The sequence below is a fragment of the Sodalis sp. RH24 genome (genome assembly GCF_047324145.1).
In the GTDB taxonomy this organism is placed as follows: domain Bacteria; phylum Pseudomonadota; class Gammaproteobacteria; order Enterobacterales; family Enterobacteriaceae; genus Acerihabitans.
Map to the genome: position 1 here is coordinate 1,553,747 of NZ_CP178729.1, position 19,410 is coordinate 1,573,156.

Genomic DNA, 19,410 nt, shown 5'->3' on the forward strand with positions numbered 1-19,410 from the left:
CCGGCTTAAGCCGGCGGCGGGCCGGCGTCCGGGAGCAAAAATCGCCATAACGGTGCAAGGTATTAACATCCCCGCCCGCGCCCGCGGCGACCGCGGCGCGCCGTCCTGGCGGCGGCGGCGGGTTTTACCTGTGGCGCCAGTAGGTTAGGCGCGCCGGGACATAGGGAGAAAAATGCGCGGTTTCCGTGCAGCGCCATCCCTGTCGCGGTGCAGGGAGAGATAATTTTACCCCTTGTTTTTTATTGAAAAAACGGCGTTGACAACGCCATATTTTCCTTCTTATAGTGAGCCTGACTTATCCGCAAGAACGCCAACGATGTCGGCTTGTGGTTATGGCAATAGAGCCCTGCAATGTCATGTGACGTTGCTGGGTTTTTTTTTGCTTTTTTTTCAGACCTTCAACGCCCGGGGTAACTATGTCCAGAATGAAATGTCACTACGCTACGCTTTCACTCGCCTTGGCGGCCGCATTGGCCATAACCTGCCCGGGTGTGGCGGGCGCCGCGGAAAAAGCGATTAAAATCGGCTTGCTGGAAGACGCGTCGGGCAACTTCGCCCTGCCCGTTATTCCTAAGATCCACGCCACGGAGCTGGCGGTGGAAGAAATCAACGCCAAGGGCGGTATCATGGGACGCCCGGTTGAACTGGTGAAATATGACACCCAATCGGACAATACGCGCTTTCAGCAAATGGCGCGCCGCCTGATTAAAAACGACAAGGTGGATGTGATTTTCGGCGCGTTCTCCAGCGCCTCGCGTGAAGCCATCAGGCCGATCATGGACCGCGAAAAACAGCTCTACTGGTACAACAACCAGTACGAGGGCGGCGTATGCGACAGCAACGTCTTCGTCACCGGCGCGGTGCCTGAACAGCAGTTCTCGACCCTGATCCCCTGGATGATGGAGAAGTACGGCAAAAAAGTGTACACCATCGCGGCGGACTATAATTTCGGGCAGATCTCCGCCGAATGGGTGCGCAAGATCGTTAAGGAAAACGGCGGCACCATGGTGGGCGAAGAGTTTATTCCGCTGAGCGTATCGCAGTTCGGCCAGACCATCCAGAACATCCAGAAAGCCAAGCCGGACTTTGTGATGACGCTGCTGGTCGGCGCCAACCAATCCTCCTATTACGAGCAGGCGGCGGCCGCCAAACTCAACCTGCCGATGGGCAGCTCGGTGAACGTCGGCCAGGCTTACGAACACAAGAGGTTTAAAGCGCCGGCGCTGAAGGATATGTATGTCACCGCCAACTATATCGAGGAAGTCGACAGCCCCGCCAGTAACGATTTCAAAAAACGCTTCCACGCCAAATACCCGAACGAGCCTTATATCAATCAGGAGGCCGCCAACGCCTACGATGCCGTTTACCTCTACAAGGCCGCGGTGGAAAAAGCCGGCGGCACCGATATGACGGCGGTGCGCAAGGCGCTGGAAAGCGGCGATATTTGTACCGACGGTCCTTCCGGCAAAGTCTGCATCGATCCAAAGAGCCACCATCTGAGCCATACCATCTACCTGGCGCATGTGAAGGCCGATCACTCCATCGAAATCCCGAAGGTATGGAACGATATCAAGCCTTACTGGCTGGGGGACGCGGGCTGCAACCTGCCGGTGAAACCCGACGCCAGCCAGTACACCCCGTCCAATCCGCCCAAGGCGTAACGCGGGACTGTAACGGGGAAATCGCCGCGGGACGCGGCCTTCCCCGACGTTATTCCTATTGATGAGGATGGCCAGCGGATGTTCACGCTCTCGTTTATCTATTCAATGATTTATCAGTTCGGCGATAACTTTGCTTATCTGGTGCTGGCGGCGCTGGGGCTGGCGGTGATTTTCGGCATGATGGGGGTGATTAACCTCGCGCATGGCGAGTTCATCATGTGCGGGGCCTATGTCACCATCTTGATGACCAAGGCCGGTCTGCCCCTGCCGGTATCGATGCTGCTCGGCACGCTGGCGGCCGCGTTTGCCGGCGGCGTAATAGAGCGCCTGGTGGTGCGCCATCTTTACGGCCGGCTACATGATTCGGTGGTGGCGACCTGGGCCATCAGCCTGATCGTGCAGCAGGCCATGCTGCTGATCGCCGGCCCGTCCCTCGAGGGGCTGTCCACCCCGCTCGGCTCCTTTACGCTCGGCGACTATTCCTTTGCCACCTACCGCGCCATTTTGCCGCTGATCGCCATCGCGGTGCTGCTGTTGCTCTACGCCCTGTTCTTCCATACCAATTACGGCGTCTGCGCCCGGGCCACGATCCAGAATGCCCGCATGGCCTCCTGCCTGGGACTGGAAACCGACCGCATCTATACGCTGACCTTTGCCCTGGGCGCGGGCCTGGCCGGCCTGGCCGGGGCGATTTACGCGCCGACGCTGACCGCCGTCCCGACCATGGGCAGCAGCTTTATCGTGCAGGCGTTCGTATCGGTGGTGGTGGGCGGGGCCAATGTGCTGGTTGGCACCATTCCTGCAGCGGTGGCGCTGGGGGCCATTCAAACCGGCCTGAATTCATGGTACGGGCAGCTCGCCGGGCAAATCGGCCTGCTGGTTACCGCCGTACTGGTTATCCGCCTGCTGCCCAACGGCGTCGGCAGCCTGTTTACCCGCAACCGATAGGAGCTGACCTTGACCTTATTATCCCGCTCCCCCGCGGCCGACGCCGCGACAAGACCGGCTTGCGGCCGGCGCGCAACGATTGCCCTGCTGGTGCTGGCGGCGGCATTAGCGCTGCCGCTGGTGGTCGACGGCGCCACCGTCGGTGACTTTTCCTATTTCCTGCTGTGGACATTCTGCGCCATTGGCCTTGCCGCCATGTGGGGCCACGCGGGCATCCTCTCCTTCGGCCAGACGGCGTTCTTCGGACTGGCCGGCTATACCTACGGCGTCATGACGCTAAATTTCGGCGACGGCGCCCTCTCCACCTGGGCGGGGCTGGCGGTGGCGCTGGCGGTGGCCGCCGCCGTCGCGGCGGCGCTGGGCTACCTGATGTTTTACGGCGGCGTGACCGGCATTTTTATCGGCATCGTCACCCTGTCGTTTACGCTGGTCATGGAAACCTTTATGTCGCAGACCGCGGGGCCGCAATGGGCTATCGGCACCGCGCGGCTCAACGGCTTCAACGGCATGTCCGGCATGCCGCCGCTGGCGCTGCCGTGGTTTGACGGCGCGTCGTTCCCGCTGGAGGACAATGCCTTTTATTATCTGGTGGTCCTGTTGCTGGCCGCGGTGTATGCCGCGGTGCGCGGGCTGCTGCGCTCAAACTTCGGCCTGACGCTGGCGTCGATCCGCGAGAATCCGCGGCGGGCGGAAATGCTGGGGATAGACATCCGCCGCTATCAGCTGCTGGTGTTTGTGCTGGGCGGCGTGTTGTCGGGGCTGTCCGGCGCGCTTTATACCTTGTGGGGGTCGTATATCACCCCCTCTTCGATGGGTCTGACCGCGGCCGCCATGCCGGTTATCTGGGTGGCGACCGCCGGGCGCAGGAATATTTTCGGCACCGTGGTGATAACCGCCCTGTTGGTATGGCTGTCCCAATGGCTGGCCATCTACGGCAGCGAATACGCGATGATTTTGCTGGGCGCCATTCTGCTGTTTGTGGTCCTGGCGGCGCCAAACGGCCTGCTGCCCTGGCTGGGCGGGAAAATCACGCGCGCCGCCGGCAGAGATAAGGAGACGCATGATGAGTCTTGATAGGGCGGACCAAACGGATCGGGAACCCATCCTGGAAAGCCGGGGATTAAGCAAACGCTTCGGCGGCATCCGGGTCATCGACGGCGTGGATATGCAAATCCGCCAGGGCGAGGTGCGCTGTGTTATCGGGCCGAACGGCGCCGGTAAAAGCACCTTTTTTAAACTGCTGACCGGCGAGCACGCCCCAAGCGACGGCGAGATTCATTTTCTCCGGCGGCGCCTGGATAAGCTGGCCCCCTTCCAGCGCATACGCATGGGAATGAGTATTAAGTTCCAGATTCCCGGCATCTTCGCCGACCTTACCGTGGCGCAGCATCTGCAATTGTCGCTAAGCCATCTGCGCCCGGAGGCGCGCCCGAATGCCGCCGGCGTTGACGAACTGCTGGAGCGGTTCAAGCTGACCGCCGAAGTCCGCCAGACGGCGGGTAATCTTTCCCACGGCAAAAAGCAGTGGCTGGAAATCGCCATGGCGGTGTCGCTGCAACCGCGCCTGCTGATGCTGGATGAACCGGTGGCCGGTCTCTCGATCGAGGAGACCTATCTTACCGGCGAACTGATCAAGCAGATGCAGCGGGACGGGCTGACGCTGATGGTGGTGGAACATGATATGACCTTTGTGCGCCAGATTGCCTCGCGGGTGACCGTGCTGCACGGCGGCAGGGTGTTCGCCGACGGCGACGCCGCGGCGGTGCTGGCGCGCGACGATGTCGCGGATATCTATTTGGGGAAAGCCGGATGAATGACGTCCTTTTGCAAGTCAACCAGGTCAGCGGCGGCTACGGCGGCAGCCTGGTGTTGAACGGTGCGAGTTTATCGCTTTACCCGGCGGAGGTGCTGGGCATTATCGGGCGCAATGGCGTGGGTAAAACGACGCTGATGCGCGCGCTGATAGGGCTGATGCCGCTCAGCCAGGGCAGCATATTCCTGGGGGAAACGGATATCACCGCCGCCGCCCCCCAGCGTCGGGCCAGGCTGGGCATCGGCTATGTGCCGCAGGGGCGCGAGGTTTTCGCCGGCCTGACGGTGGCGGAAAATCTGCGCGTCGGCATGCAGTTCGTGCGCGAGCACCGCGAGCTGGCCGATGGCCTGCTGGAGCAGGTGCTGGATTACTTTCCGATCCTGCGCCAGCGGCTGCGGCAGAAAGCGGGCACCATGAGCGGCGGCGAGCAGCAGCAGTTGGCGATTGCGCGCGCCCTGGTCGGCGCGCCGAAAGTGCTGCTGCTCGACGAGCCTTCCGAGGGCGTACAGCCCTCGATTGTCCATATCATCGCCGACACGCTGCTGCGCATCGCGCAGGAGCTGCGGGTGGCGGTGATCCTGGTGGAACAGGATATCGCCATGATCCAGCGGGCGGCCCGGCGCTGTTGCGTGATGGATAAAGGCCGGGTGGTCGACACGCTGGATAAAGCCCAGCTCTGCGATGACCAGATCATGCGGCGCCACCTGGCGCTTTAACCCCGACGGCCCGCGCCGGGCCCATTATGATTGAGAAGAGGACGACCTGATGAAATGGCTTGACGATTCAATTATGTACCAACGCGGCGTCGGTTCCGGCCGCACGCCCGTCACGCATCATCTGACGGAAGAGATGCAGAAAGAATTTCACTACACTATCGGACCTTATTCCACGCCGGTGCTGACCATAGAACCGGGCGATCGTGTGATTGTCGATACGCGCGATGCCTTTGAGGGCGCCATCAGCTCGGAGCAGGATATCCCCAGCCAGCTGCTGAAGATGCCGTTTCTGAATCCGCAAAACGGCCCGATCATGGTCAGCGGGGCGGAGAAAGGCGATGTGCTGGCGGTGCATATCGAATCCATGCTGCCGCGCGGCGCCAACCCGTATGGCATCTGCGCCATGATCCCGCATTTCGGCGGGCTGACCGGCACCGATCTTACCGCCATGCTCAACGATCCCCTGCCGGAAAAAGTGCGCATGATTAAGCTCGACGGGGAAAAAGTCTACTGGAGCCAACGCCACACCCTGCCCTATAAACCGCATATCGGCACGCTGAGCGTTTCGCCTGAAATCGACTCCATCAACTCGCTGACGCCGGATAATCATGGCGGCAATATGGATGTGCCGGATATCGGTCCGGGCAGCATTACCTATCTGCCGGTACGCTCGCCGGGCGGACGCCTGTTTATCGGCGATGCCCACGCCTGTCAGGGCGACGGCGAAATCTGCGGCACCGCGGTGGAATACGCCTCGGTAACCACCATCCGGGTCGATCTTATCAAAGGCTGGCGGCTGGCGTGGCCGCGCATGGAAAATGCCACCTCGATCATGAGCATCGGCAGCGCCCGCCCGCTGGAAGACGCCACCCGCATCGCCTATCGCGACCTTATCTATTGGCTGGTGGAAGATTTCGGCTTCGAGCAGTGGGACGCCTATATGCTGCTCAGCCAGTGCGGCAAAGTCCGCCTGGGCAATATGGTGGATCCGAAATACACCGTGGGCGCCATGCTCGATAAACATCTGCTGGCGTAGTTTCTTTACGTCCCGGCGCGGGCGCGTGCCGGGATACGGCTTCCGACCCTTTCCACCGGGTTCCGTCCCGGCCAACAAGCAGGTGCACATGGGTTCAGCAACACCGATTAATATTGGCTTACTCTACTCCACCCTCGGGGTGACGGCGGCGCAGGAGCAGTCGCAAATGCGCGGCGCCACGCTTGCCATCGAAGAAGTCAACCAGCAGGGGGGGATCCACGGCCGGATGCTGAATGCCATCCATCTCGATCCCCACTCGCAGGACAGCCGGTTCCGCCAGTTGGCCGAGCAGCTGATTGTCGAACACAACGTCAACGTGATTTTCGGCGGCTACACATCCAGCAGCCGTAAAGCCATGTCGCCGGTCGTGGAGAAATACCAGCGTCTGCTGTTCTATCCGCAGTTCTATGAGGGGTTCGAATTTTCCGAGAATATCATTTACGGCGGGGCCGCCCCCAACCAGAACTGCGTGCAGCTGGCGGACTACCTGGCCAGCCGTTTTGGCGCGCGGGTTTATATGATTGGCTCGCGTTATGTCTACCCCTACGAATGCAACCGCAATATGCAGGAGCTGATATTGCAGCGGCCGGACGGCGCGGTGGTGGGCGAGCGCTATCTGCCGATGGACGCCAGTTACGACGCCTTTCCGCCCATCATGGCGGAGATAAAACACAAGCGGCCGGATTTTATCTTCAGTACCGTGGTCGGCCAGACGGTGCCTTTTCTTTACCAGGCTTATCATGCCGCGGGCATCGACCCCGAACGCATGCCCATCGGCAGCCTGAACACCTCTGAAACTGAAATCGCCATCATGGGCGCGGCGCTCGGCGTCGGCCATTTTACCTCGGCCACCTATTTCCAAAGCGTGGAGAGCGCGGCGAATACCGCGGCGCTGCGCCGTTTCCACGCCAAGTTCGGAGAGGATATTCCCACCGATATGAACTGGGAAGCGTCCTACAGCCAGGTCCATCTTTTCGCGCGCGCGGCCAGGGAATGCCGCAGCGATCGGCTGTCGCGCCTGATGCCGGCGCTGCGCGGCTGCGAATACGACGCCCCCCAGGGACGCGTGCGCATCGATCCGCTCAACCAGCACACCAGCCTTTACCCGCGTATCGGCCAGGCGAACGCGGCCGGCCAGTTCACCATTCTCCAGGAGTCGCGTCGCCGGGTGGCGCCCGACCCGTATATGACGCATCAGATCCAGGGCGACTGGATCACCAAACAGACGAAAATGGAGCCGCCCAATGCGCCTTAATACGTCGCGCACCAGCGCGGACGCCTTGTTATTAAGCCGCGGCATCCGCTGTACGGTGCTGCATCCGGATAACGAGGACGGCGAAACCCTGACCAATCACCTGCGCCGCATGGGTTTCAAGGTGCGCGCCTTCTGGCCGGTGCCGGAACACCTGCCCGCGGATACCGACCTGATTTTCCTGGCGCTGCGATCCGATCTGCCGGAGCCGGAAGTGCCGTGGCTGGACCTGGGCAAACACGCGCTGATATCGGTGATCGAGTACGAAAACCCCACTTTTATCGATACCGCGCTGCGGCTGGGCGCCGGCACCACGCTCACCACGCCGGTGCGCGCCACCGGCCTGCTCTCGGCCATGGTGTTCGCGCTGCATCACGCCCATCGGCGGCGGCAGATGTCCGACCGTATCGAGCGCCTGGAGAAAAAAGTGCTGGGCCTGCGCCAGGTCGGCGAGGCCAAGGGTATTTTGATGCGCATGCACGGCATCGGCGAGGAGCAGGCGTATGAGATCCTGCGCCATCAGGCCATGGATAAACGCATCACCGTGGAAGAGATGGCCCGCGCCCTGATCCAGGCCAACGATATCTTTTCCTGGACGACGCCCGGCACGCCCGGCGGCCGGAAATAACACGCCGTCATGACGGCGACACACTGACTGATGAAGAGGATAACCATGCCTGCACACCCTTATCTTGCCGCCGCCGTTCAGTTTGAGCCGACGCTTGCGTGCAAAGAAGACAATATCCAACGCCTGCTCGCACTGGTGGAAGAGGCCGCGCAACGGGGCGCCCGGCTGATTACCACGCCGGAAATGGCCACTACCGGCTACTGCTGGTATGACCGGCGGGAGATAGCGCCGCTGGTGGAATCCGTACCGGGCGCCACGACGGCGCGGTTCGCCGCGCTGGCGGCGCGCTACCGGTGTTATATCGTGCTGGGCATGCCGGAGGTGGATGAGGAAACCACGCTTTATTACAACAGCGCGGTGCTTATCGGTCCGGACGGGATCGTCGGCACCCACCGTAAAAGCCATCCCTATATTTCCGAACCGAAGTGGGCGGCGGCGGGCGATCGCGGGCATCAGGTCTTCGATACGCCCCTTGGCCGCATCGGCATGCTGGTGTGCATGGATATTCATTTTCCCGAAACCGCGCGCCTGCTGGCCCTGGACGGCGCCGATATTATCTGCCATATCAGCAACTGGCTGGCGGAGCGCGCCCCGGCCCCTTACTGGATCAGCCGCGCCATGGAAAACAGTTGCTATCTGCTGGAGAGCAACCGCTGGGGACTGGAGCGCGGCGTGCAGTTCAGCGGCGGCAGCTGCCTTATCGAACCGGACGGGCGCATTGCGGCGGTGGTGGATTACGGCGACGGCATCGCGCTGGGGGAAATAGACCCGGCGCGCAGCCGTGAGCGCCGGGTGCTGGGCGAGCCGGTGTTCAGCCAGCGCCGCCCCGATTGTTATCATCAATTGCTCAGCGACAGCTTCCTGTGGAATCCGCAGGATTTTTTCGGGCTGTACGGCCACCGTCCCCTGCCTGCCGGTAAGACCAGCCGCATCAGCGTGGCCCAGTTCTCACCGGGCGCCCGGGTGGCCGACAACCTGGCTTGCATCAGCGCCATGGCGCGGGAGGCGGCGGAGCGGCATGGCAGCGAACTGGTGGTCTTCCCGCAGCGTGCGCTGACCGGGCCGCTGGCGGGCGGCGCCGGCGCGCTGCCGCTCGACGATGCGGCGGTCGGCGCGCTGATCCGCCTGGCGATGACCCTGCGGGTACATCTGGTGATCGGCATGGCGGAGCGGGACGACAACGGCTGCTACAACACCCAGCTTCTGCTCGGTCCCGCGGGCATGGTGGGCAGCTACCGCCAGATGCACCTGTCCGCCGAGGACCGCGCATGGGCCAACGCCGGCGATGACTGGCGGGCGTTCGACACCCCCCTGGGCCGTATCGGCCTGCTGCTGGGCAATGACGCGCTGCTGCCGGAGCCGGGCAGGATCCTGGCGCTGATGGGCTGCGATATCATTGCCTGCTCGGCCGCGCTGAAAGACGGCTTTACCGGCGCGCATCCCGGCAGCCGGGTGCGGCAAAATTACCCGATCCCCACCGGCGCAGATCCGCTCCACTGGCATCTGCTGCGCACCCGCGCCGGTGAAAATAATGTCTATCTCGCGTTTGCCAACAGCATTAACGAGGCCGGCGACGCGGGAGGCTTCAGCGGCGTATTCCAACCCGAAACCTTCGTCTTTCCCAGGCAGGAGCGCGTGATGTGGCGGGAACAGGGAACGGCGACGCAAACCATCGATACCGCGTCGGCCGCCGGCGGCGCTTATCCCACCAACGTCACGCGCCGCAAGGACCTGGTGGCGATGCGCCAACCCCACCATTATCTGGGGTTGATCAAGTAACGCCGTGGGGAAAAATCCTGCGCCGCCGGCAGGATGTCAGCCCTTACTATTAATGGGACGAGATATAGAGTCCGGCGGGCTGCGCCGGCGGCACGGCAAAATGCGTTTTCATGCGCCGGACCTCGTCCACCGGACTCAGGCCGAACAGCCGTTTGAATTCCCGGCTGAACTGCGATGCGCTTTCGTAGCCTACCTCGACACATGCCGCCGCCGCGGTCATATTGTTGCGCACCATCAGCAGGCGGGCCTGATGGAGGCGCAAGGATTTCTGGTATTGCTTCGGCGAGGTATGGGTCACCGCCCTGAAGTGGGAAAAAAACCCCGGCACGCTCATGCCCGCTTCATTCGCCAACTGCTCAACCGTTAACTGCCGGTTAAAGGTGGCGTGAATGCGGCGGATCGCCCGGGCAATCTTGCCGAACTGTCCGCGCATCGCCAGCGCCGATCGCAGCGCCCCGCCCTGCGGCCCGCTCAACACCCGGAAATAGATTTCCCGCATCAGCGCCGGACCGAGGATTTCCGCCTCTATCCGATCGTCCATGGCTTCCAGCAGGCGCAGCACGGCGTCGCGCAGTTTGCCGTCCATCGGCGTCGACATCAGGCTTTCCGGTTTGGCCGGGGGTCCGGCGTCCGTCTTCAGCTGGTCAATCTGCAGCATCAGGTCGGCGGCGACGGTAAAATTCAGGTGCATATAGATGGCCAGCAGCGGCTCCTGCGCGCTGGCGTCCGTTTCCATGGTAAACGGCACCGGCACCGCCACCGCCAGGTAGTGCCGGGCGTCATAGCAGTAGATCCTGTCGCCAAGGTATCCCCGCTTTCTGCCCTGGCAGACGATAACAATACCCGGATCGTACAGCACCGGCACCCGGCTAAGCGGCCGGTCGGAACGCAGGAAACGCACATCCGGCAACGGCGACTGCGTATAGCCCTCCGCGGGCGCAAGTTTAGCCAGTAACGCCACGATGCGATCCTGGCGGTCATTCGCGGCAAAATGGTCAATTGTCATGGGCGCCGTCCGCTCTGCGCTGATTGAATACCCTAGCCTGAGAAAATAGCATATTTATAGTTTCAGGCAACATATGCCGACTAAAGGGCATCTCCATTCGCTGCCAATCCTATTACTATGCAAATCACCGGCGGCGCCGGTTAAGACCTCTCCCGGTTCGGGACGATGATCCTTGCCGCGCCGGCCGGATTGAATATCCAATCAGGGGAGCAGGCTATGAGTGATGTAAAAACAATTTTTATTACCGGCGTCAGCAGCGGCTTCGGTCATGCCTTGGCCGGGCGGGCCATGGCGGCGGGTCATCGCGTCGTCGGGACCGTGCGCGGTGACGCGGCCAGGCGGGAATTTATCGCGCGGGATCCGGCGCATGCCGTGGGCCGCATCCTGGATGTCACGGATGTTGCCGCGGTTAACCGCGTGGTGGATGACATTGAATCCGCCGTCGGCCCCATCGACGTGCTGGTCAACAACGCGGGTTACGGCCATGAAGGCATCCTGGAGGAATCGCCGCTGGAGGAAATGCGCCGCCAGTTCGACGTAAACGTGTTCGGCGCCGTCGCCATGATCAAGGCGGTGCTGCCGTATATGCGTAAACGGCGCGCCGGGCACCTTATCAATATCACCTCCATGGGCGGTTTTATCACCATGCCGGGCATTGCCTACTATTGCGGCAGCAAGTTTGCGCTGGAAGGGATTTCAGAGACGCTCGGCAAAGAGCTGGCGCCGTTTTCCATCGCGGTCACCGCCGTGGCGCCCGGTTCGTTCCGTACCGATTGGGCCGGCCGCTCCATGGTGCGTTCGCCCAGGAGCATTGCCGATTACGATGGGCTGTTCGATCCCATGCGCAAGGCGCGGGAAGAGAAAAGCGGGCGCCAGTTGGGGGACCCGCTGAAAGCGGCCGATGTCATCCTGGCGCTGATCGCCAGCGCCAGGCCGCCGGCGCATCTGCTGCTGGGCAGCGACGCGCTGGCCCTGGTGCGCGCCAAGCTTAAGGATTATGCGGCGCAGATCGACGACTGGGAAAACGTGACGCGGTCGACGGACGGCTAGCGCATCCCCTGGCCAACGCGGTGGTTATCTGGACGACAGGGTGACCAGAGGGCCCGCGCCGCCCTGGCGCGCCCGCCCGACCGCCTCACCCAGTTGCCATACCGCCATGGCGTAATGGGTGCTGTGGTTGTAGCGGGTAATGGTGTAAAAATTGGGCAGTCCATACCAGTATTGATATTGGGTACCGAAATCCAGGCGCAGCAGGCTGGCTTCCTGATAACCGCCGAGGGATCCCTGCGGGCTCAGGCCGGTGGCCGCCAGGGTGGCTACCGGATAACGGGTCTGGAAACCCTGGTCGAGGAACGGCGCCTGGCCGCTGGCGGGCACCGCCACCGCGCCGCCCTCGACCCAGCCGTGGGCCTTGAAATAGTTGGCGACGCTGCCGATGGCGTCCACGGGATCCCACAGGTTGATATGGCCGTCGCCGTCAAAATCAACCGCATAGCTTTTAAACGACGAGGGCATAAACTGCCCGTAGCCCATGGCGCCCGCATAGGACCCGCGCAGCGCCAGCGGGTCGTCCCCTTCGCTGCGGGACATCAGCAGAAACGTTTCCAGCTCGGAGGCAAAATAATCGGCGCGGCGCGGATAGGCAAAGGCCAGGGTGGCCAGGGCGTCGATAATGCGCGTCTTGCCCATGACCCGGCCCCAGCGGGTCTCCACGCCGATGATGCCGACGATAATTTCCGGCGGCACGCCGTAGACCTGGCGGGCACGCTCCAGGGCATCGCTATACTGGTTCCAGAACGCCACGCCGTTTTGCACATTGTCGGGGGTAATGAACTTACTGCGGTAGCGCAGCCAGGCGCCGTTCGGGCCCGACGGCGGCAGGCCGACCGGCGCCTGGCGATCCATCAGCCGCAGCACCCAGTCAAGGCGCTGGGTCTGCGCCAGGACATCATGCAACTGCTGGCGATCGAAGCCGTGCTCGCGCACCATTTTATCGATAAAAGCCTCGGTGGCCGGGTTAGACGCAAAATCCCCGGCCAGGAGCGGGCCGGTATGCTCCGGCCGCAGCAGGAATCCGCCTTGGGCGGGGCTGCCGATAGGAAGATTTTCCGCCGGCTTCGGCTTGCTGCTACAGGCGGAAAGTAAAGCGAGCAGGGGAAGCAGTGTCGCCAGGTAACGCATCGGAGATCCATAAACCACGCTAATTAAGTTGGTGTCTATGGTAAGCCATTGCCTGGCGCGAACAAACAGAAAAATAATCCCGGGCGTATGAAAGGGGCAAATGCGTTTTCCGTTACGTTTTTCTTCCTGCCGCGACGGTCTGCAATAATGCCATGCGATGCTATGATGGACAATATTGCTCCCGAGCGGGCATTTGGAAACTAAAGGAGTCATGGTGAACAATAACGATGCAGGAAAAAACCTCACTGCCTCCCAGGCGCTTGATAAACTCGATGAACTGTATGACGGCGCGGTGACGGCGCTGCGCGAGGCCATCAAGGCCTATATCGCCCAGGGCCGATTGCCCGACGCCCAGGCGCGCGCCGGGGGGGCGTTCAGCTATCCCGAACTGCGCGTCACCTGGGACGGCGTGACGCCCGGCAATCCTAAGGCCCGGGCCTTCGGCCGCTTTACCCATCCCGGCTGCTACAGCACCACCATTACCCGTCCCGCGCTGTTTCGTCGCTATCTGGCGGAGCAACTGGCGCTGCTGGCGGGGGAATATGCCGCCACCATCGATGTGGTGCCGTCGCGGCTGGAAATTCCCTTTCCGTATGTTATCGACGGATCGGACCTGGCCCTGGACCGCTCGATGAGCGCCGGAATAGCGCAGCATTTCCCCACCACCGAGCTGGCGCAAATCGGCGATGAAACCGCCGATGGGCTGTTCACCTCCGGCAATGTCTATCCGCTGTCCCACTTCGACGCGCTGCGCACCGATTTTTCCCTGGCGCGCCTGCGGCACTATACCGGCACGCCGGTGGAGCATTTCCAGCCCTTTGTGCTGTTTACCAATTACACGCGTTATGTCGATGAGTTCGTGCGCTGGGGCTGCAGCCAGATTGCCGATCCGGACAGCCCCTACGAGGCGCTGTCCTGCGCCGGCGGCACCTTTGTCACCGCCGATACGGCCAACCCCGAGCAGGCGGTATCGGACCTGGCCTGGAAAAACCATCAAATGCCGGCGTATCATCTGATCTCGCGCCAGGGCCGGGGGATTACGCTTGTCAATATCGGCGTCGGCCCGTCCAACGCCAAAACCATCTGCGATCACCTGGCGGTGCTACGCCCGCATGCCTGGCTGATGATCGGCCACTGCGGCGGCCTGCGCGAAAGCCAGACCATCGGCGATTACGTCTTGGCCCACGCGTACCTGCGCGACGATCATGTGCTGGACGCGGTGCTGCCCCCCGATATTCCCATCCCCAGCATCGCCGAAGTGCAGCGCGCGCTCTACGACGCCACCAAGATGGTCAGCGGCATGCCGGGCGAAGAAGTGAAGCAGCGTTTGCGCACCGGCACGGTGGTGACTACCGATGACCGCAACTGGGAACTGCGCTATTCCGCCTCGGCGCTGCGCTTTAATCTCAGCCGGGCGGTCGCGGTGGATATGGAAAGCGCCACCATCGCCGCCCAGGGCTATCGCTTCCGGGTGCCCTACGGCACCTTACTGTGCGTGTCCGACAAACCCCTGCACGGCGAAATCAAGCTGCCGGGGCAGGCGAACCGCTTCTATGAGGGCGCCATATCCGAGCATCTGCAAATCGGCATTTGCGCCATCGAACAGCTGCGCGCCGAGGGCGATCGCCTGCACTCACGCAAGCTGCGCACCTTTAACGAACCGCCGTTTCGCTAGTAGTGACGGTGTAACAATCACCCCGCCCGGCGCCCCACCTCGCCCGCCGCTTAAGTGACATTGTCACACACGTCGCGGTGGGCGCTTTCCCGGCGTCCGGCATGCCGGACGCAACAATTTCGCGTTCGCCGGCGGATACCTTTATACTGCCGGCCATACACCTTGGAGCGCGGGAAAAATCCGGTAATGATGAACAACGATGTGCTGCGCAGCGTGCGCTATATGCTGAACCTGCATAATGACCACTTATTGGCCATTCTGGCCCTGGCGGACACAGTGATTACGCCGCAGGAAATCGCGGCGTTTGTGAAAAAAGAAGACGAACCGGGCTACCTGCCCTGTCCGGATGTGGTGATGGGGTATTTTCTCCATGGCCTGATTATCCATAAACGCGGCAAGGACGACAGCCGGCCGGCGCCGAAAATTGAACGGAAAATCAATAATAATATTATCCTGAAAAAGCTGCGCGTCGCCTTTGCGCTGAAGACCGACGATATCCGGGATATCCTGCAGTCACAGGATTTTAAGGTTTCCCAACCGGAGCTGACCGCCATGCTGCGCGCGCCGGATCATAAAAATTTCCGTTTGTGCGGCGACCAGTTCCTGCGCTATTTCCTAAAAGGACTGGCCGCCCGGCTGCGTAAAAGCGGAGCGGCCGCGCCGGGCGCCGGCACCTAGCGGCAACGCTGCCTGCCGGACCCTTGACGGCGGCGTTGCCGCAGCGCCACGCCACCGGCGCTAGGCTTTTTTACCCGGCAGGATGCCGTCGAAGATTTGATGCGCCGTATCGGCAATCACCTGCCCCGCGCCGCGATCGCCCTTTGCCAGCGAGGACATAAAGGCCTTGGCCTGCTGCCAGGTGATATGCGGCGGCAGCGGCGCCACCTCGGGGTCGGTTTTCACTTCCAGCACCACCGGCCGGTCGGCGGCCAGTGCCGCCGCCCAGGCCGGCGCCAGGGCGTCGGGATCGTCGACATACAGGCCTTTCAGTCCCAGCGACTCGGCGAACTGCGCATAACCGACGTTGGGCACCGACTGCGTGGCCGGATAGCGTGGATTGCCCTCCATCACCCGTTGTTCCCAGGTCACCTGGTTTAAATCCTCATTATTGAAGACGCAAATCACCAGCCGGGGATCCTGCCAGCCCTGCCAATATTTCTGGATGGTAATCAGCTCGGCCATATTGTTCATCTGCATCGCGCCATCCCCGATCAGGGCCACCACCGGTCGCGCCGGATGGGCGAATTTCGCCGCGATGGCATAAGGCACCGCGGCGCCCATGCAGGCAAGGCCCCCGGACAGCGAGGAGCGCTGTCCCTGCTTGACCCGATAATCGCGGGCATACCAGTTGGCGCAGGAGCCCGAGTCGGAGGTGACGATGGCGTTATCGGGTAATAAAGGCGACATTTCCCACACCACGCGCTGGGGATTGACGGGGTTAGCCTTGGCCATGGCGCGTTCTTCCAGGGTCTGCCACCATTGTTTGATATTACGGGCAATATCTTCCTGCCAGCCGCGATCCGCTTTGTGCGTCAATAGCGGCAGCAGGGCGTGCAACGTTTCCACCGCATCGCCGTGCAGGTTTACCTCCACGGGATAACGCAGCCCAAGCATGGACGGGTCGATATCAATTTGCACCGCGCGCGCCTGGCCGTCACCGGGCAGGAACTCCGCCCAGGGGAAACCGGTGCCTATCATCAGCAGCGTATCGCACTGCTGCATCATATCCCATGACGGTTTGGTGCCAAGCAGCCCAATCGCGCCGGTGACGAAGGGCGCATCGTCCGGCAGCACGTCCTTGCCGAGCAGGGCTTTCGCCACCCCGGCGCCCAGAAGATTAGCGGCCTGTACCACCTCCACGGCGGCGGCGCGCGCGCCGGCGCCAATCAGGATCGCCACTTTTTTGCCCGCGTTCAGCACGTCGGCCGCGCGCTGTAAATCAGCCGGATAAGGCACGACGCGCGGGCGCTGGTAGCCGGGGCCGGAACGGGTAAAACCGTGCGCCTGCCGCGGCTCCTGCCAGGGTTCGTCCTGTACGTCTTTCGGTAAAATCAGCACCGTAACACCGTTCTGGGCCACGGCGATGCGCACGCCGCGATCGACCAGGTGGCGCAGCTGAGCGGAGGTAGCGGCTTCCTGCACAAAATTGCCCACATCGGCAAAAACACGATCGAGGTTCAGCTCCTGCTGATAATTTGCACCCCGGGCGGTGGCTTCCGCCTGGCCGGAAATGGCCAGCACCGGCATATGATCCATTTTGGCGTCGTACAGCCCGGTAAGCAGATGGGTGGCGCCTGGGCCGCCGGTGGACAGGCAGACGCCAAGCTCTCCGGTAAACTTGGCATGGGCGCAGGCCATAAAGGCGGCCATCTCCTCATGGCGCACCTGGATAAATTCGATGCCCCGGCCGTTTTTCCCGGCGCGCTGCAATGCGCCGAGCACACCGTTGATACCGTCGCCAGGGTAGCCATATATGCGCGTCACGCCCCATGCCTGCAGGCGTTCGACAAAAAAATCGCTGGTTAACTGGGTCATCATAATCCTCGCGTTCAGAATGTGCCGCTGAACTGTTAAGGATAGACGACCCTGCCGTGAGTGATTAAGCGCCGCTGTTTTTCCTAACCGTCGTGGCGGTCATTTTTATCCAGCGATGCGCCCCGCTCCAGGCTCTTAATCAAATCAATCCGCCGTTGATGGCGCCCGCCCTCAAATTCCGCCGCCAGCCATTGCCCGACGATCATCTTCGCCAGCTCGCTGCCAACGACACGCGAGCCGAAAGCCAGGATATTGGTATTGTTATGTTCACGCGACAGTTTGGCGGAATACGGTTCGCTGCATGCCACCGCGCGGATGCCGTCGATTTTATTCGCCGCGATGGAAATGCCGATGCCCGTGCCGCAGATCAGGATGCCCAGGTCCGCCTCGTTTGACAGCACGGCGCCGGCGACCCGTTCGGCATATAAGGGGTAATCGGTGCGATCGGAGGAATGCGTTCCTTTATCAATCACTTCAATCGATGCCGATTGCAGGAATTCAATGATATCCGGCTTGAGAATCAGCCCGACGTGATCACAGCCAATCGCTATTTTCATTTTTCGCCTCTGGGTTAAAACGGTGTTCGCAGCCGCGCTGCGCTGGAGGAAGGCACAGCCGGAAAACTTTACAAAAATTTTAATTTATGTGATATTTTTATTTTGTGAGAACAGTCAAATAAGTAAGATAATTATTATATTCATATAAATCAGCCATTTTAAAAACCTCCCTTGGAGATACCGTTATCATTCTTTTCAAAATAAACTATTCCGTGAATTTAACCCGTCATTTTGCCCAGCGTTGCCTCCGGGATAAGTTTAGGTTATTACCGGCGCGCGGTTTTTTACGGCTATGGTTAAGGGGAATGCATAGTGGCTCATCCGGAGGGAGGTAAGAATGAAAATAGCCGTTATCGGTGGCGGAGTGATCGGGATGTCATGCGCGCTGCACCTGGCGCGCGCCGGGATGCAGGTCAGCTTATTGACGGAAAAAAAGCTGGCTTCCGGCGCTTCGGGCCGTTCACTTTCCTGGTTAAACGCCGCGGGCCCCTGGCCTGACCATTATTACCGGCTCAGGATGGCGGGAATCGATCGCTACCGCACCCTGTACCGCAGCAATCCCGCGGTAGACTGGCTAAAATTCGATGGCGGGATATTCTGGTCTGATGAAGATGAAGTGCTGGCATGGCATGCGATTGAGCAACGGCGCGGCTATGATTCCGTGCTTATTCAGGCTGATGATCTTAACCGGCTCGATGCCGCCATCGTCCCCGGCGCGGTCAAAACCCATGGCATTTATAATGCCGGGGAAGGCTGGGTCAGCCTGCCCGATCTGATTGCCCATATGGCGGCGGAATTTAGCGAACGTGGTGGCGCCATTATCGAAGATGCGGGCAAAACCGTGCCGCTGATCGATGCGCGGGGGGTGGCAAACGGCGTCACCTCAGCGCGCAAAGGCGACTATGCGTGCGACAAAGTCTTGCTGGCCTGCGGCCCCTCCACCGTCCAGGTGTTGGCCGGTATGGGCATCTCTCTGCCGGATGGGTCGGTGTTATCGATGCTTGCCATTACCCAGCCTGCGGACAGTCGCCCCGCCGTGGTGCTGAATACCCCCAGGGTGGCCATGCGGCCCAATCCCGGCAATACGCTGGCGGTGGAACACGGCTGGTGTACCGATGATATCAAAGAAGATGAGCATGGGGTTTGCACCGTGCCGGACGATGTCCTGCAACAGCTGTTAGCCGAGGGTGATCACGTGCTGAATACCGGTTCACCGCTTAAGCTTGCCGGTTATAAAGCCGGCTGGAAACCTGTTCCCGCCGATGGTTTCCCGGTACTCGGCGAGCTTGAGCAAGCCCCGGGGTGCTATGTCGCCTTTACCCATTCAGGCGCCACGCTGGCATTGATTATCGGCGAACTGCTCGGCCGGGAAATCGCCACCGGTGAATTGCACCCCATGCTGGCGCCGTTCCGGCCCGGCAGATTCCAGTCCCCATAGCCCTTGCTGGCCCTCACGCTGAGCTGAAATGATAAAGCAGGCCGCCATGTTTGTCGCCTATCGACAGCGCCGGCGCTTGCTGCCTGATGGGCCGTCCTGTTGTTTTCGCTACAGACGTTATAAGAAATAAGGCTATCAATCCCCGGTAGGGTCACGTCTGCAATCCATGCAATAGACGATTAATT

At 61.4% G+C, this 19,410-nt stretch carries 17 protein-coding genes; 13 read left to right on the forward strand and 4 right to left on the reverse strand.

Annotation, left to right across the window (positions count from 1 at the left end):
* The first annotated feature begins 416 nt into the window (after positions 1-416).
* From ACL2XG_RS07135 to ACL2XG_RS07175, 9 genes are all read left to right on the forward strand, one after another.
* Positions 417-1,661: an urea ABC transporter substrate-binding protein gene (locus ACL2XG_RS07135; RefSeq protein ID WP_410015636.1), complete on the forward strand. Its 1,245-nt coding sequence runs from the start codon at positions 417-419 to the stop codon at positions 1,659-1,661.
* 78 nt (positions 1,662-1,739) lie between these two features.
* A complete protein-coding gene (locus ACL2XG_RS07140; RefSeq protein WP_410015637.1) occupies positions 1,740-2,609 on the forward strand; it encodes an ABC transporter permease subunit in 870 nt (289 codons plus the stop codon).
* A gap of 78 nt (positions 2,610-2,687) precedes the next feature.
* Entirely contained in the window at positions 2,688-3,683 is a 996-nt protein-coding gene (locus ACL2XG_RS07145; RefSeq protein ID WP_410016574.1) for an ABC transporter permease subunit, read from the forward strand.
* Complete coding sequence (locus ACL2XG_RS07150; RefSeq protein WP_410016575.1) at positions 3,673-4,422, forward strand: ABC transporter ATP-binding protein; 750 nt, start codon at positions 3,673-3,675, stop codon at positions 4,420-4,422. Before ACL2XG_RS07145 ends, ACL2XG_RS07150 begins: the two co-directional genes overlap by 11 nt.
* Positions 4,419-5,138, forward strand: coding sequence for an ABC transporter ATP-binding protein (locus ACL2XG_RS07155; protein ID WP_410015638.1), 720 nt, complete (start codon positions 4,419-4,421; stop codon positions 5,136-5,138). The genes ACL2XG_RS07150 and ACL2XG_RS07155 overlap by 4 nt, the downstream gene beginning before the upstream one ends.
* Before the next feature lie 49 nt (positions 5,139-5,187).
* On the forward strand, positions 5,188-6,174 hold the full coding sequence (locus ACL2XG_RS07160) for an acetamidase/formamidase family protein (protein WP_410015639.1): 987 nt from the start codon (positions 5,188-5,190) through the stop codon (positions 6,172-6,174).
* Positions 6,175-6,262: 88 nt separating this feature from the next.
* Complete coding sequence (locus ACL2XG_RS07165; RefSeq protein WP_410015640.1) at positions 6,263-7,429, forward strand: transporter substrate-binding domain-containing protein; 1,167 nt, start codon at positions 6,263-6,265, stop codon at positions 7,427-7,429.
* The gene (locus ACL2XG_RS07170; protein ID WP_413722497.1) at positions 7,419-8,054 is read left to right on the forward strand and encodes an ANTAR domain-containing response regulator; all 636 of its coding nucleotides are present in this window, start codon (positions 7,419-7,421) and stop codon (positions 8,052-8,054) included. Before ACL2XG_RS07165 ends, ACL2XG_RS07170 begins: the two co-directional genes overlap by 11 nt.
* Before the next feature lie 45 nt (positions 8,055-8,099).
* Entirely contained in the window at positions 8,100-9,833 is a 1,734-nt protein-coding gene (locus ACL2XG_RS07175) for a nitrilase-related carbon-nitrogen hydrolase (protein WP_413722496.1), read from the forward strand.
* A 49-nt stretch (positions 9,834-9,882) separates the two neighbouring features.
* Here the strand turns inward: ACL2XG_RS07175 and ACL2XG_RS07180 are convergent, their stop codons facing one another.
* Positions 9,883-10,839, reverse strand: coding sequence for an AraC family transcriptional regulator N-terminal domain-containing protein (locus ACL2XG_RS07180; protein ID WP_413722495.1), 957 nt, complete (start codon positions 10,837-10,839; stop codon positions 9,883-9,885).
* 216 nt (positions 10,840-11,055) lie between these two features.
* Here ACL2XG_RS07180 and ACL2XG_RS07185 point away from each other — a divergent pair, with 216 nt between their 5' ends.
* Positions 11,056-11,889, forward strand: coding sequence for an oxidoreductase (locus tag ACL2XG_RS07185; RefSeq protein WP_413722494.1), 834 nt, complete (start codon positions 11,056-11,058; stop codon positions 11,887-11,889).
* Positions 11,890-11,913: 24 nt separating this feature from the next.
* Here the strand turns inward: ACL2XG_RS07185 and mltB are convergent, their stop codons facing one another.
* Positions 11,914-13,020: a lytic murein transglycosylase B gene (gene mltB / locus ACL2XG_RS07190; RefSeq protein WP_413722493.1), complete on the reverse strand. Its 1,107-nt coding sequence runs from the start codon at positions 13,018-13,020 to the stop codon at positions 11,914-11,916.
* A 211-nt stretch (positions 13,021-13,231) separates the two neighbouring features.
* On the opposite strand from mltB, the gene ACL2XG_RS07195 reads away from it, so the two are divergent.
* Together ACL2XG_RS07195 and ACL2XG_RS07200 are read left to right on the forward strand one after the other, a co-directional pair.
* Entirely contained in the window at positions 13,232-14,695 is a 1,464-nt protein-coding gene (locus ACL2XG_RS07195; RefSeq protein ID WP_410015646.1) for an AMP nucleosidase, read from the forward strand.
* A gap of 186 nt (positions 14,696-14,881) precedes the next feature.
* On the forward strand, positions 14,882-15,373 hold the full coding sequence (locus ACL2XG_RS07200) for a DUF1456 family protein (RefSeq protein ID WP_410015647.1): 492 nt from the start codon (positions 14,882-14,884) through the stop codon (positions 15,371-15,373).
* Between the two features lie 60 nt (positions 15,374-15,433).
* Here the strand turns inward: ACL2XG_RS07200 and ACL2XG_RS07205 are convergent, their stop codons facing one another.
* Together ACL2XG_RS07205 and rpiB are read right to left on the reverse strand one after the other, a co-directional pair.
* The gene (locus ACL2XG_RS07205; protein WP_413723421.1) at positions 15,434-17,230 is read right to left on the reverse strand and encodes a thiamine pyrophosphate-requiring protein; all 1,797 of its coding nucleotides are present in this window, start codon (positions 17,228-17,230) and stop codon (positions 15,434-15,436) included.
* 83 nt (positions 17,231-17,313) lie between these two features.
* Positions 17,314-17,787 carry a ribose 5-phosphate isomerase B gene (gene rpiB, locus ACL2XG_RS07210; RefSeq protein ID WP_410015648.1) on the reverse strand — a complete coding sequence of 158 codons (474 nt, stop codon included), beginning with the start codon at positions 17,785-17,787 and terminating at the stop codon, positions 17,314-17,316.
* 337 nt (positions 17,788-18,124) lie between these two features.
* Between rpiB and ACL2XG_RS07215 the strand changes: the two genes are divergently transcribed.
* On the forward strand, positions 18,125-19,225 hold the full coding sequence (locus ACL2XG_RS07215) for an NAD(P)/FAD-dependent oxidoreductase (protein ID WP_413722492.1): 1,101 nt from the start codon (positions 18,125-18,127) through the stop codon (positions 19,223-19,225).
* Positions 19,226-19,410: the final 185 nt, after the last annotated feature.

Bases quoted from the DNA above. Each gene is read 5' to 3' on its own strand.
- ACL2XG_RS07135 (WP_410015636.1), top strand. From the start codon at position 417: ATGTCCAGAATGAAATGTCACTACGCTACGCTTTCACTCGCCTTGGCG.
- ACL2XG_RS07140 (WP_410015637.1), top strand. From the start codon at position 1,740: ATGTTCACGCTCTCGTTTATCTATTCAATGATTTATCAGTTCGGCGAT.
- ACL2XG_RS07150 (WP_410016575.1), top strand. From the start codon at position 3,673: ATGAGTCTTGATAGGGCGGACCAAACGGATCGGGAACCCATCCTGGAA.
- ACL2XG_RS07155 (WP_410015638.1), top strand. From the start codon at position 4,419: ATGAATGACGTCCTTTTGCAAGTCAACCAGGTCAGCGGCGGCTACGGC.
- ACL2XG_RS07160 (WP_410015639.1), top strand. From the start codon at position 5,188: ATGAAATGGCTTGACGATTCAATTATGTACCAACGCGGCGTCGGTTCC.
- ACL2XG_RS07165 (WP_410015640.1), top strand. From the start codon at position 6,263: ATGGGTTCAGCAACACCGATTAATATTGGCTTACTCTACTCCACCCTC.
- ACL2XG_RS07170 (WP_413722497.1), top strand. From the start codon at position 7,419: ATGCGCCTTAATACGTCGCGCACCAGCGCGGACGCCTTGTTATTAAGC.
- ACL2XG_RS07175 (WP_413722496.1), top strand. From the start codon at position 8,100: ATGCCTGCACACCCTTATCTTGCCGCCGCCGTTCAGTTTGAGCCGACG.
- ACL2XG_RS07180 (WP_413722495.1), bottom strand. From the start codon at position 10,839: ATGACAATTGACCATTTTGCCGCGAATGACCGCCAGGATCGCATCGTG.
- ACL2XG_RS07185 (WP_413722494.1), top strand. From the start codon at position 11,056: ATGAGTGATGTAAAAACAATTTTTATTACCGGCGTCAGCAGCGGCTTC.
- mltB (WP_413722493.1), bottom strand. From the start codon at position 13,020: ATGCGTTACCTGGCGACACTGCTTCCCCTGCTCGCTTTACTTTCCGCC.
- ACL2XG_RS07195 (WP_410015646.1), top strand. From the start codon at position 13,232: ATGGTGAACAATAACGATGCAGGAAAAAACCTCACTGCCTCCCAGGCG.
- ACL2XG_RS07200 (WP_410015647.1), top strand. From the start codon at position 14,882: ATGATGAACAACGATGTGCTGCGCAGCGTGCGCTATATGCTGAACCTG.
- ACL2XG_RS07205 (WP_413723421.1), bottom strand. From the start codon at position 17,230: ATGACCCAGTTAACCAGCGATTTTTTTGTCGAACGCCTGCAGGCATGG.
- rpiB (WP_410015648.1), bottom strand. From the start codon at position 17,787: ATGAAAATAGCGATTGGCTGTGATCACGTCGGGCTGATTCTCAAGCCG.
- ACL2XG_RS07215 (WP_413722492.1), top strand. From the start codon at position 18,125: ATGAAAATAGCCGTTATCGGTGGCGGAGTGATCGGGATGTCATGCGCG.